This window comes from Neolewinella sp. (assembly GCF_965214665.1).
Classification (GTDB): domain Bacteria; phylum Bacteroidota; class Bacteroidia; order Chitinophagales; family Saprospiraceae; genus Neolewinella.
On record NZ_OZ243970.1, the window covers coordinates 2,298,227 to 2,310,563 of the forward strand.

11 protein-coding genes and 1 tRNA gene are annotated in these 12,337 nt (G+C 59.9%); 9 read left to right on the top strand and 3 right to left on the bottom strand.

The features are described 5' to 3' along the window. Nucleotides 1-9 precede the first annotated feature (9 nt). Nucleotides 10-1,947 (top strand): tetratricopeptide repeat-containing sensor histidine kinase, encoded by a 1,938-nt coding sequence (locus tag ACOOHD_RS09890; RefSeq protein WP_420457714.1) that lies wholly within the window; start codon nt 10-12, stop codon nt 1,945-1,947. 36 nt (nt 1,948-1,983) lie between these two features. Further along, complete coding sequence (locus tag ACOOHD_RS09895; RefSeq protein WP_420457715.1) at nt 1,984-2,805, top strand: ion transporter; 822 nt, start codon at nt 1,984-1,986, stop codon at nt 2,803-2,805. A gap of 259 nt (nt 2,806-3,064) precedes the next feature. On the opposite strand, the gene ACOOHD_RS09900 is transcribed toward ACOOHD_RS09895, so the two are convergent. Both ACOOHD_RS09900 and ACOOHD_RS09905 read right to left on the bottom strand, forming a co-directional pair. Next, a complete protein-coding gene (locus ACOOHD_RS09900; protein ID WP_420457716.1) occupies nt 3,065-3,736 on the bottom strand; it encodes an SGNH/GDSL hydrolase family protein in 672 nt (223 codons plus the stop codon). Between the two features lie 7 nt (nt 3,737-3,743). Beyond that, nucleotides 3,744-5,216, bottom strand: a complete 1,473-nt coding sequence (locus tag ACOOHD_RS09905; protein WP_420457717.1) for a lipopolysaccharide biosynthesis protein — start codon at nt 5,214-5,216, stop codon at nt 3,744-3,746. 98 nt (nt 5,217-5,314) lie between these two features. On the opposite strand from ACOOHD_RS09905, the gene ACOOHD_RS09910 reads away from it, so the two are divergent. From ACOOHD_RS09910 to ACOOHD_RS09940, 7 genes are all read left to right on the top strand, one after another. Continuing rightward, the gene (locus ACOOHD_RS09910; protein WP_420457718.1) at nt 5,315-7,276 is read left to right on the top strand and encodes a peptidylprolyl isomerase; all 1,962 of its coding nucleotides are present in this window, start codon (nt 5,315-5,317) and stop codon (nt 7,274-7,276) included. Then, the gene (locus ACOOHD_RS09915; protein WP_420457719.1) at nt 7,273-8,139 is read left to right on the top strand and encodes a hypothetical protein; all 867 of its coding nucleotides are present in this window, start codon (nt 7,273-7,275) and stop codon (nt 8,137-8,139) included. The genes ACOOHD_RS09910 and ACOOHD_RS09915 overlap by 4 nt, the downstream gene beginning before the upstream one ends. Further along, the gene (locus ACOOHD_RS09920; RefSeq protein WP_420457720.1) at nt 8,136-9,533 is read left to right on the top strand and encodes a peptidylprolyl isomerase; all 1,398 of its coding nucleotides are present in this window, start codon (nt 8,136-8,138) and stop codon (nt 9,531-9,533) included. Before ACOOHD_RS09915 ends, ACOOHD_RS09920 begins: the two co-directional genes overlap by 4 nt. 143 nt (nt 9,534-9,676) lie before the next feature. Beyond that, entirely contained in the window at nt 9,677-10,105 is a 429-nt protein-coding gene (locus ACOOHD_RS09925) for a DUF2147 domain-containing protein (RefSeq protein WP_420457721.1), read from the top strand. An 89-nt stretch (nt 10,106-10,194) separates the two neighbouring features. Beyond that, nucleotides 10,195-10,434 (top strand): hypothetical protein, encoded by a 240-nt coding sequence (locus tag ACOOHD_RS09930; protein WP_420457722.1) that lies wholly within the window; start codon nt 10,195-10,197, stop codon nt 10,432-10,434. Between the two features lie 77 nt (nt 10,435-10,511). Next, nucleotides 10,512-11,054: a hypothetical protein gene (locus tag ACOOHD_RS09935; protein WP_420457723.1), complete on the top strand. Its 543-nt coding sequence runs from the start codon at nt 10,512-10,514 to the stop codon at nt 11,052-11,054. A 95-nt stretch (nt 11,055-11,149) separates the two neighbouring features. Beyond that, nucleotides 11,150-11,223 (top strand) — tRNA-Asp (locus tag ACOOHD_RS09940). A gap of 185 nt (nt 11,224-11,408) precedes the next feature. On the opposite strand, the gene ACOOHD_RS09945 is transcribed toward ACOOHD_RS09940, so the two are convergent. Then, nucleotides 11,409-12,296 carry an energy transducer TonB gene (locus tag ACOOHD_RS09945; RefSeq protein WP_420457724.1) on the bottom strand — a complete coding sequence of 296 codons (888 nt, stop codon included), beginning with the start codon at nt 12,294-12,296 and terminating at the stop codon, nt 11,409-11,411. Nucleotides 12,297-12,337: the final 41 nt, after the last annotated feature.

Consider the following 12,337-nt stretch of genomic DNA (forward strand, 5'->3'; position numbering starts at 1 on the left):
CTCTCCGTGGTGCCCGCCTCCCCTGTAGCAGCGACGACGGCGGCCTTCACCCGCATTGAGATCATCCGTGATCTCCTGCATGAGTGTGTCTATACCGATCCCGTCCGTGCCCGGCAACTCCTTACTGAATTAGACGAGCATCTAGTAGCCATAGGCAGTACCGTAAGCGTGCTCGAAGATCGTACCGGATACGACTATGCCTTCGATCACGCCCGCTACCTAGCGAGTCTGGAAAGTCAGGAATACCGTCACGAGGCCGCAGCCGCACCCTTCGCTACCGCCCTGGCAATTGCCGAGAGCCGCGGCGACATCGCCGATAAACTGGAGATCTACCTGGACTACATCGGCCACTTGGCCAATTTAGGACAGACCGAGGCCGCCAGCGATTACCTCGATACCTGTTACCGCCTGTTGGAGTCCTACCCGAGTGACCAACTACAAGCCCGGGCAGCCAGTCGCCACGGCTATCTCTACCTGCTGTATTTCGGCTACCCCAAGGCGACCCGTAAATTTATGGAAGCCGAAACGCTACTAGAAGGTAACACCTTTACGCTCACCCCGAAAGACCATTATTTCTATGCCCTCACCCAGGCCGGTCTCGGAGCCGTATATCAGGGAAGTGGCGAGCGGGAGGGGGCTATCGCTGCTTTTCGAAAAGCGATTACCTGTTGTGAAACGATCGGACTCCGGGCTCGTCTACCCTGGCACCAGCTCAACCTCGGCAAAGAACTACTGGCCAGCGGATCGTACGAGCAGGCCCTAACTTACTTTCGTGCCGTAGTGGACAGTAACGCCAACGGATCTACCCAGGCCCTGGCTGCTACCTACGCCAATATGGGCTATTGCTACCACTACCTGGAGCAGGCCGAGCAGGCCGGTCATTACCTGGCCCGTGCCGAAGCACTCTACCGTAGCGAACGCGATCCCGATCAGGTGCAACTGGCCATCGTAGGGTCTATGCGCGCTACGCTACTCATGGACAGCAACCAGTGGGCGGAGGCCATCGATCAGCTTCAGTACATCCTCGAGGTGGTGCCCGTAGACGATACCACGAGCGACCCCCAGCTCCTGAGCCTCACGGCCGACGCCTACCTCTACCTGAGTGTCGCATACGAGGAGACGGATGACTACCGCGCCGCCTACACCCATCACCGCACCTATGACCACTACAACCAGCGCTACCACACCCAGATCGACCTGATGCGGCAGCAGCAGTTCGCCGCACAGTTCCGCGCCGAACAGCGCGAGCAGGAGAACCGCCAGCTTAAACTGCGGGCCAGCCAACTGCAGTTACGAGCCCTGCGGGCGCAAATGAACCCCCACTTCCTCTACAACGCGCTCAACAGCATCCAGTCCTTCATCTCGGACAACGAGGCGGCCACCGCCAGCAAATACCTGGCCAAGTTTGCCATGCTTATGCGCCGCAGCCTGGAGTACAGCAACTACGAAGCCATCAGCCTGGAGGAGGAGCGGCAGTTTCTGACCGACTACCTGGAGATCAACCGCCACCTGCGCTTTGAGGGGCAGTTGACGTACGAGATCACTCTAAGTCCGGACTTAGAAGAAGATATTATCGGCGTACCCACCATGATCCTACAGCCCTACGTGGAGAACGCCATCGAGCACGGACTGCGCGGGCAAGCCCGGGGCCACATCGCGGTTACCTTTGCTACCACCGATGACGACGATCACCTGCTGGCGACCGTGACGGACGATGGTATCGGTCGCGTACGGGTACGCGAGATGCAGGCGCTCGATCCCGGTCGCCAGCACCAAAGCCGCGGCACCGAGATTACCGAAAGCCGTCTTCGGCTCCTATCGGATACGCAGCAGGAGGAGGAGTGGGTGACCATCACCGACCTGTACGACCCCGCGGGAGTAGCGGCGGGCACGCGGGTAGAGGTGCGCATACCCATCAGCGACGTGCCGCCGCGGCAGCGGCGGTGAGGATAGTGTGCGGCTGCTAAGTTACCTTTGGCCGGCATGGCGGAACGATCACTTCGCGACCGGGTTCACGAAATAATCTTTGAAGCGGATACGCCGGAGGGAAAGGCCTTCGACGTCACTCTGCTGCTGCTGATCTGCTTCTCGATCCTGGTCGTGATGCTGGAATCGTCGGAGGACTGGAACCAGACGTACGGGACGGCCTTTTTCTACATCGAGTGGTTGCTGACTATCATTTTTACTATTGAGTATGTATTGCGGCTGTGGGTCACGATCCGGCCCTGGACCTACGCACTGAGCTTTTACGGCATCGTCGATATTCTCGCAATCTTGCCCTCCTATCTGAGTCTACTCGTACCCAATAGCCAGTACTTTCTCATCATTCGCATCCTGCGACTGATGCGCATTTTCCGGGTCTTCAAACTGGGCCAGTACCTCAGTGAGGGCGATCAGCTAGGGCGGGCTATCATTTCCAGCCGGAATAAAATTCTGGTTTTCCTCTTTGCGGTTACCATTCTCGTGATCATCATTGGCTCGGTGATGTACCTAATCGAGGGAGGGAGTAACGACGGCTTCTCTTCTATCCCGCGGGCGGTATACTGGGCCATAGTTACCATTACCACGGTGGGCTACGGAGATATTACGCCCCAGACTAAAATCGGGCAATTTCTCTCCGCGGTTGTGATGATACTCGGCTACGCCATCATTGCCGTACCCACCGGCATCGTGACCAGTGAGATGGTCGCGGGGAAGGACAAAGATCATCAGCTCTCCACCCAGTCCTGCCGCTACTGCTCGCGGGAGGGCCATTCGGCGGATGCGGTGTTCTGTAAGTACTGTGGCGGGCGGCTAAATGAGTGATGATGCGCCCATGCTCAGGAAAACAGGGTACTAGTACGTCTGCTACCCTTCATTGTGGATGCACCGGTCGAGTCCTCCTTAGTAGAGAAGAGTCTAACTGTGTACTCACCGAAAGGTAAGTTGAGGCGTCCACGCACCAAGGTCGAGCGGCCTCCGGCCCGAGCAGAGCCGTACAGTAAGGAAAGTGGCTGCGCCATTTTCCGCGGGTGTCACAGGCTCGGGCCAGAGGCCACTCGACCTTATACCCCGCCTCCATTCTTCAGTAACAAGCGCTCACCACCGCCCGGGCCAACAACCGGTAGCCCTCAGCGTCGAAGTGAATGCCATCCTGGGAGTAGGTTAATACCCGATCGCCGGGCTTCGTCTGTAGGTCCACCAGACAGTAGCCCTCGCGGGCGGCAAGGGTACGCAGCTCGGCACTAAAGTCAGCCGTGCACTGCTTTACCCCCTGAAACTCATCACTCACCATCTCATTCGCCCCAGCCGGGGGCGGGGTAAGGAGCACAATCCGCGGCATGTCCTGCCCCCGCTCGGTGAAGAAGGCCTGCGTACGACTGAGCAGCGTCTCCAGATTCGTGATGATCTCATCGTGGCGGTCGCCAAACTTCTGCTTGCAATCATTGGTGCCCAGGGCGATCAAAATCTCGTCGATACCCCCCAGCTCGGCGTAGCCCCGCCGCAGGTAGGGGGTGAGGTTCTCCAGGGTGTTGCGGCCCATGTCGCCGTCGTCGGTAAAGCCAATGGTGTTGCCGCCCAACGAAGTATTAACCAGGGGGCCACCGCCGCGTATGTCCTGGAGCTGGGCGACCCAACCCTCGCGGGCCGCGCCGTTACTGTCGCCGATGATCAGCAGGTTGCGCTTTCGGAGTGGCGTCGTACAGGTCATCAGTAGAGTCGTGACCAGGAGCAGGAAGGTGGTACGGGACGGCATAGCGGCATTACGATTTCGTGGCACCGGCGGCCCCGCCCCCTTGAAACGTACGGAGGAGCCAGTGGCGCTCAAGCAAGGCCAAGGTAAGCAGCAGGGCCAGGATCAACGCGGTGCGGTACCACAGGGCAGCGGAGAGCTCCCCGAGCCACACGGCCCCAGCCGCCAGTGCCGCGTAGCCCAGTAGGCGCGCAAAGGGATAGTCGACCGGAAAGTAGCGCTGGGAGACCCGGTAGGCCAGCACGCACATCACCAGAAAACACAGCAGCATACCCAGGGCGGGGGCGTAAATGCCATACCGGTGGGTGAAGAGCAGTGGTCCCCCCACCGCGAAGATCGACCCCACCAGCGCGATACCTCCCCCCAGAAACGTCTGGTCGGTGAGCTTGTAGGCGATACTGAGGTTGGAGTAGATGCCGAAGAGGAAATTGGCGGCCAGGAGAATCGGTAGAACCACCAGCCCGGGGCGCACATCGGGACCGATGAAGAACTGCAGCCAGGGTAGGGCCAGCAAGATACCGGCGCAGGCCAGGGTGCCCACCAGTCCGTAGGCCCGCATAGCGTCGGCGTAGATGCGACGGTCGGCCGTGGCCAGGTCCTTACTCGACTGCCGGAAAAAGAAGGGCTCGGCGGCGTACTGGTAGGCAGTGACGAAGAGGTTCAGGAATACCGCCATGCGCAAAGCGGCAGTGAAGTAGCCGGCGGCCGCCTCGTCATAGGCCAGTAGTACGCTGGGGCCTACCAGTCCATTGGCAATACCGGCGACGGAAACGACCGTGAGCGGCAGGCTATAGCGCAGCAGGCGGGAGAAGGAAGGTGCTCTTAATTCGCCGTGCTCGTATAGGGGTACGGCAGGCTGCTGCACTCCGTCTCCCAGCAAAATCATGTAGCGGAGCCCGGCCGCAGCGGCGATAGCTACCAGATAATAGCCCACGCGAAAGCCTGGTACAAAACGCTCCGGAAAATAGGCCGGTAGGGCGTACAGCAGCAGATAGATCAAGACGATGTTAACCGCCACGTTGATCAGATTGACGGCCACAAAGTACCAGGCGCGCTGCTGCAGCCGCAGGCGGGCCAGGGGCACGGCGCTTAGCGCGTCGAAGGCCACGGTAAGCAGCACCAACTGCACGTAGGTGGCGGCGGCGGGGGCGTCGAGTAACTCCGCGATGTAGGGCGAGAGCAGCAACAGCGGCACGATCAGCCCGCCCACCAGCCCCCACACCAACCGCTGGGCCCGCCGAAATACCAGGGCCGGGGCATAGTCCCCCCGACTCGCAAAGCGAAACACCGCCGTATCCATGCGAAATACCAGCAGGGCGATGAGCAGGGCGGTCCAGAACATGAGGTTACCGACCTGACCGACCTCGCCGTCGGTGAGCACCCGGGTGATGAATGGGGTGACCAGGGCGAAGTTGAGCAGGCGCCCCAGGATACTCGATAGGCCGTAGACGAGGGTTTCGCCACTGAGTTTTCGCAGAGACACGGCCGTAAGGTAGGGCTACAATAAGGAGCCGGGCAAAATGGTTACTTTTGCGCCCTACCGGGCACCGTTTTCTACTACGCGTACGAACCAACCAAGGTATGATCAAGTGTATTTTCGGGCTCGCGCTTACCCTACTGTGTGCCCTGCCCCTGACCGCCCAGGAGGACAGTGAGGTCCTCTTCACCGTCGACGATAAACCGGTCACCGTCGGGGAATTCCGCTACATCTACACCAAGACCAACGGCGAGGAGGCCACCTTCAGCCGCGAGAGCATCATGGAGTACCTCGACCTCTACGAGCGCTTCAAACTCAAGGTGGCCCGCGCCCACGACATGGGCCTAGACACCGTCGTCGCCCTCCAGAACGAGCTGGAAGGCTACCGCAAGCAGCTGGCCGATAACTACCTCATCGACCGCGAGGTCACCGACCCACTGGTCGAGCAGCTCTACGCCAGGCAGCAGGAGGACGTTGATTTCAGCCACATCCTCCTCAGCCTACCCAGTGACCGGCCCGAGGATACACTGGCTGTATACGAGCGTGCCCAGCAGATCAGGGACCGACTTACCGTGACCAACTTCGCCCAGGAGGCCCAGCAGCTCAGCGAGGATACCTACAGTAAGGAGCAGGGCGGCCGTATTGGCTACGTCAGTGCTCCCCTGCCCCCCGGCATGCACCAGTTGGAGGAGGCCCTATGGTCAGCCAAGGAGGGCGAGGTCTACGGTCCGGTGCGTACGGCGGCTGGCTACCACCTGTTTGTGCGTCACGGCAACCGGCCGGCCTATGGCCAGGTCGAGATCGCCCACGTACTGGTCCGTAAGGATCCGGAGGGCGAGGTCCCGATAGCTATCGGGAGTGCGGAGCAGGCGCGAGCAAAGGCACAGCAGGCTGCCGCCGCGCTGGAATCCGGCCGTAGCTTCGAGGAGGTGGCCGCGGAGTTCAGCGAAGACGACAAGACCAAAAACCAGGGGGGCTACATCGGCTTCTTTGGCATCAACCGTTACAATAAAGACTTCGAGCAGGCGGCCTTTGCGCTGACGGAGGACGGGCAGGTTAGTGACGTAGTCGAAAGCCCCGTGGGGTTCCACATGCTCAAGCGCGTTTCCCGCCGGGGGGTACAACCCCTGGAGGAGCAACGCCCTCTCTTGGAGGCCGCCGTACGGCAGGACCCGCGCTTCGCCGAAGCCCAGCGGGCGCTGCTACAGCGACTCCGCCGACAGTACGGCACCGATGTTATGGACCAGAACTTTGCCACCTACACCGCCACCCTGGACTCGAGCTTCTTCGATGTGCGCAAGACGTTTGCCGCGGAGAACGACCTGCCGCTAATGCGCATTGGCGATAAAACCCTGAAGGTGAGCGACTTCAATACGTACCTGACCCGCAACGCCCGGCAGCGCGCCGGCATGCAGCGCGGCCAGGACGTGAGCGAGGCGGCGCGTAGCCTCTTTGAGACCTGGGTGGAGCAGCAGGTACAGGCCTACGCCGAGGAACAGCTGGAGGTGAAGTTCCCTTACTTCCGTGCGCTGATGCGCGAGTACCGGGAGGGCATCCTGCTCTTTGAGGCCACCAAGTTGGAGGTCTGGGACAAGGCCGGTACCGATACCACGGGGCTGGAGGCGTACTTCAACGCCCACCGCGATCAGTACCAGTACGCTCCCCGTGCCCGGGTGCAATTTTATCGGTTACGGCCCAGTGACTCCCTCCGTGTAGAGGATGTACTGACCTACGCCGCCGATCACGACGCCGAGGAGACGATGGAATTCTTCGGGCGCCAGGACGTGGCCGTGGAGGAGGAGCTCTACGAGGCCGACCGACTGCCCGAGGGGCTGGCGATGGAGGTGGGCAGTCAGACCGTCGCGGAGGAAGACCCCAGCGGTATGGTGCAATTCTACCGCGTGGTAGCTACGGAGCCCGCCCGCCCCAAGGAGCTGCAGGAAGCGCGTGGCTACGTCATTGCCGACTACCAGGACCAACTGGAGCGGGAGTGGGTCGAGCAACTGCGGCAGACCTACGCGGTGAAGGTGAACAAGAAGGTGCTAAACAAACTCATCGCCTCTTGAAGCTAGCCTACCGGGCAGCAACGGCTGCCCTGATTTGTCTTTGTAGTTGTAACGAGCCGGAGCTGGGGCCAACCGATGATCCGGTACTGGCCCGGGTACACCAACGCGAACTACGGCTCTCCGAGATGGAGGGCATGTTCCCGGAGCGTGCCACGGCCGCCGATAGTGCCGTCATCATCGAGGCCTTCGCCAACCGCTGGGCCCGTGATGCGGTGCTACTGTGGGAGAGCGAACAGCACGCACCCAGTGATCTGAACCTCGACCGACTGGTACGCGATTACCGGGCCAGTCTGGTCCGGAGTAGCTATGAGGAGCAGTTGGTAAGCGCTAAGCTCGACAGCACGATCACGCAGGAGGAACTGGAGGCCTACTACGAGGCCACCAAGGAGCAGTACCAACTGGAGGTGCCCATCGTGCGTTGTCTGTTCGTTCGGGTACCCTACCCTACCCCGGAGGAGGCCTCGCTACAGGATTTGTGGAACAATGGTAACCCCCAGGATACCGCTGCCCTGGCCGACTACACCCGTAGCTACGCCGAGGTGGCCCTGCTCAACGATTCGGCTTGGTACAGCCTGGACAAGATCGCCCAGCAACTGCCCGAGGGTACGCTGACGGCCGACAACGTGAATTCCAAACGGGAATTTAGTCAGCAGGACGGGACGCACCGCTACTACTTCCGGCTCTTCGAGCTGAAGCCGCGTAAGGAGATCGCTCCCCTAAGCTACGTCGTAGAGCAGGCCCGCCGCGCCATTCTGCATACCCGCAAGCGGGAAGTGCTGGAGCGGACGCGGGAAGAGATTTTCGAGCGGGAGGCCCGCCGCAGTAATATTGAGTTTTACCCCCCCAATAATCGGGACACATGAATAAGATCGTTCTTTTTTTCCTTCTTGCCACCGCCGGCTCCGCCTTCGGTCAGCAGCGGGCCGTGATCGACGAGGTCATCGCCCGCGTGGGGGGAGAGTATATCCTCCTCTCCGAGCTCGAGGAGCGCTACGCCCTGGAGCAGTCGCAGACCAATGACTCCCTACCGCCGGACATCCGCTGCGCCATCCTGGACCAGAGCCTGGTGGGCAAACTGCTTTACAACCAATCGAAGCTAGACAGTATCGAGGTCAACGACGCCGAGGTCGAACAGCAGCTTAACGCCCGCATCGACCGCATCCTGAGCTACATGGGCGGCGATGTGAACCAGTTTGAGGATTACTACGGGCAGAGCATCACCGCCACTAAAGAACAATTCCGCGAGGACCTGCGCGAGCAACTCGCCGTAGATCGTATGCGGGCTTCGGTGGTGCAGGAGGTGAAGGTGACCCCGGCGGAGGTCAAAAACTTTTTTGCCCAAATTCCCTACGACAGCCTGCCCTACTTCAACTCCGAGGTCGAGGTGGGTGAGTTGGTCATCAAGCCCGAGGCCAATGACTCCACCAAGCAGGTCGTTATTGCCCGTCTGGATACGCTGCGCGAGCAGATTTTGGCCGGTACGATCACCTTCGAGGACGCCGCCCGCCAGAACAGCGCCGACGGTAGCGCCCGGGGCGGGGGCGACCTGGGCTGGACGAAGCGCGGTAAGTTCGTCGCTGAGTTTGAGGCTGCGGCCTATAATCTCGATCCGGGAGAAATTAGTCAGGTCGTGGAAACCGAATTCGGCTACCACCTCATCCGGCTCGACGGCCGGCGGGGCAACTCCATCCGCGTGAGCCACATCCTACTCCAACCCGAGATCACGGAAGACGACCTGGAAAAGTCACGCCACTACCTCGACAGCATTGCCAACCTGATCCGGGTCGACACCTTCAGTTTTAGCTACGCCGTTAAGCGCTTCGGCTACGATAAGGTGCAGAGCTACAACAACGACGGGCGCATGAGCAACCCGGCCAGCGGCAACACCTTCTTCGAGATCGGCGATCTGGACCCCGACGTATACTTCGCCATCGATGAGCTGAAGATCGACTCTCTGAGTGAGGTCATGGAGTTTCGCGGTCCTACGGGCGACCCCCTACTCCGCATCGTGCAGCTCCGTAGCCGTAGCTCCCCCCACCGGGCTACCCTAAGCCAGGATTACGCCAAGATCCAGGATGCCACCAAGAACGCCAAGCAGCAGGAGTACCTCAGTGACTGGATTGAGCGGCGGGTGGGCTCCACCTTCGTCGAGATTGACGAGCGTTACCACGCCTGTCCGCAGATCAAAATCTGGCTGGAGGACAGCCGGAAGATCACCGTGGGGGGAGAGAATGGAAAAATTGTCACTGGCAAATAGTATGAGCGTTCCGACCGACGGTTAGGCCGATCGGTCGGAACGCTCGCCAGCTAAGCAACCATTGTATAAAATCTATTGTAAGGAAAAATAACTCGTTAACCCAACACCATGAATACCCCATGGCCCGTTAACTCTGTATCAATATGCAGTATTTCTTCTCTTTGGTGCTGATGACGTTCAGCTTTATGACCTCCGCCCAGATCGATACTCCGGCCGGACGGTGGAAAACAATCGATGAGGACAGCGGTGAGGCCAAGAGCATCATCGAGATCTATGCCAGCGGAAAGCAATTCGACGGTAAGATCGCCGAGATACTGACCGGTAATACCGATGCGGTATGCACCGAGTGTGGCGGCAAACAGAACAACGCTCCCATCCTGGGTATGCAGATCATCGACGGGCTGGAACCCGATGCTGCGATGAGCTGGGACGGCGGCACCATCCTTGACCCCCAGAAGGGGGCGACCTACAAGCTCTCCGTGTGGTTTGAGGCCGACGAACCCGACGTACTCTACGTACGTGGCAAACACTGGACCGGACTGTACCGCACCCAGCGGTGGGTTCGCGAATAAAGTTTTACATTTTAGCCTGCTCGGGGCCACGAACGGCGCCCGATCTAGGTCTTTCCCCTGACACTTTGATTTACACAAGATTCTTCCTCATGAAGCAAACATTTACCCCTAATGACCTTGTGGCTTATGCCTACGGCGAGGCCGACGATGATCAGATCGCGGCTACCGAAGCTGCCCTGGCCGCTGACCCCGCCCTCATCACCGAACTGGTGCGTATGGTCGAGGCCCAGGCCGCCCTGCCCCGCATCAAATTTAGCCCCCGACGACGTATCGTCGATGCCATCCTACGTTACGCCCGCGGCGAGCCTACCCCGCAACTTTGTTGCTAAACCGTATTTTGCAAAGAAGCACTGTCCCCCGGGCAGTGCTTCTTTGCGTTTACCTACTTTCTATAAACTATCACGCCATGTTAGACTCCCTCATCGATGCGGCCAAGGGCCAGCTCGTCACCCACCTCACCCAGCAGACCGGCCTGCAGGCAGGGCAGGCCGAACAGGCCGTCCCCCTGGCCAAGGAATCCATCACCGAGGGCCTTACTAGCGCTGCATCAAGCGGCAACATCGGCGGTATTCTAGACATGGTCAAAGGAGCTTCCGGCAGCGCAGGGGGCGGCGGGGCCACAGGTGCAGGCTCCCTGATGCAGAACGCCGTCTACCAGGGCATTGCCGGGAACTTTATCAACAAGCTCACCGGTAAGCTCGGCATTCCGGCCAGCATGGCGCAGACCGTCAGCTCGTATGCCCTGCCCTTCATCATGAGCAAACTGGCCGGCAAGACCCGTGCAGCCGGCGATACGGACGACATTGATAAGGGCAGCCTCCTATCGGTGCTCGGTCTCGATGCCGGGGGGCTACTTGGTAAAGCCGGCGATCTGCTGGGGGGGAGTGGCGATAGCGACGGCAACTCCGGCGGCGGACTGGGTGGTGCGCTCGGGGGGCTGCTGAAGTAACTGGGACAAAATTCTACCCTCTGACTTGCACCATAACTTTTTGCGATAGTATATTTGCACTCGCAAACGGGTAGTACGCTGCTAGTTTGCGATCTGGTTTGGTAGTTCAGTTGGTTAGAATGCCGCCCTGTCACGGCGGAGGTCGCGGGTTCGAGTCCCGTCCAGACCGCATAAGGGGCCATTTCTTTGGAAGTGGCCCCTTTGCGTTTTTGTACTCCCCAAAGCAAGGACCTCGAAGCGTCCTTTGCGCGCAAGCGCTTAGGACCCTTGAGCGTCCGGTTGAGTTGCAATCCGACCGGACGCTCGAAGGTTTCAGGTCGCTGCGCTCCAAGGAACGCTTCGAGGTCCTGCCGACTAATTTAATTTGAAATGGATGGGTAGGTTAAAAGCCACCCGCACTGGCCGGCCCGCCTGAATGCCGGGAGAAAACTTTTGCCCCCTTGCGTTGATTTGCGCTACGGCTTTCAGCGCCGCCTCGGTGAGACCGCCGGCTACCCCCCGCATCACCTCGATGTTGCTAACGCTCCCGTCGGTCTCGACCACAAACTTGAGGCAAACGGTTCCTTCGATATCGTTCTCTGCAGCTAATCGAGGATATTTCAGATGCTTCGTGAGAAAACCAAGCAGTGCCCGATCGGAGCAGCTCTTACGCTCATCACCGGATAGCTCCAGACAGTCTTCCCCAAAGACCGGCATGTGCTCGACAATCACGAAAATGTCAGGTATGTTTTCTTCTCTTGGTGCTGGAGAGGACAGAGGGGGCGCTACAACAGCAGGCTTAGCAAATACCGGCGGTACCTCCACCACTACCGCATCATCGGCTGAAATACCCTGATCGATCAGTTCCACCGTCTCGGCCTGCTCATCGGGCACGGGCTCGACGATGGCGGGGGGTGGCGGTGGAGTGGGTGGCGGCTGTGGCGGATCAAACGTACGCGGCGGCAACATTTCAATCGTCTCATCGGCCTCAATCACACCGGTATAGGTCGGTGGGCCGGCCCGCCACTGCGTCCAGTTGATGGTGAGCAGGGAGGCGAAAAGCGCAGCACAGAGCGATACGCGGTGGATAGCCGGTGTGTACCGGAACAGATCGGCAGCGGCAAGTTTAGTGCGGCTATCGGACGCGGAGGGACGGGCGTGGTGCAGACGGCGGCGCAGTACATGCACTCCGAGGGCAAGCAGTAGGCACAGCCCACCCAGGCCCAGCAGCACCGTGGTGCCACTAAAGGTAAAACCAGTCATGGGAAAATCATTGAAGGGTGAAGCGCGTGCCGGCTACGCTG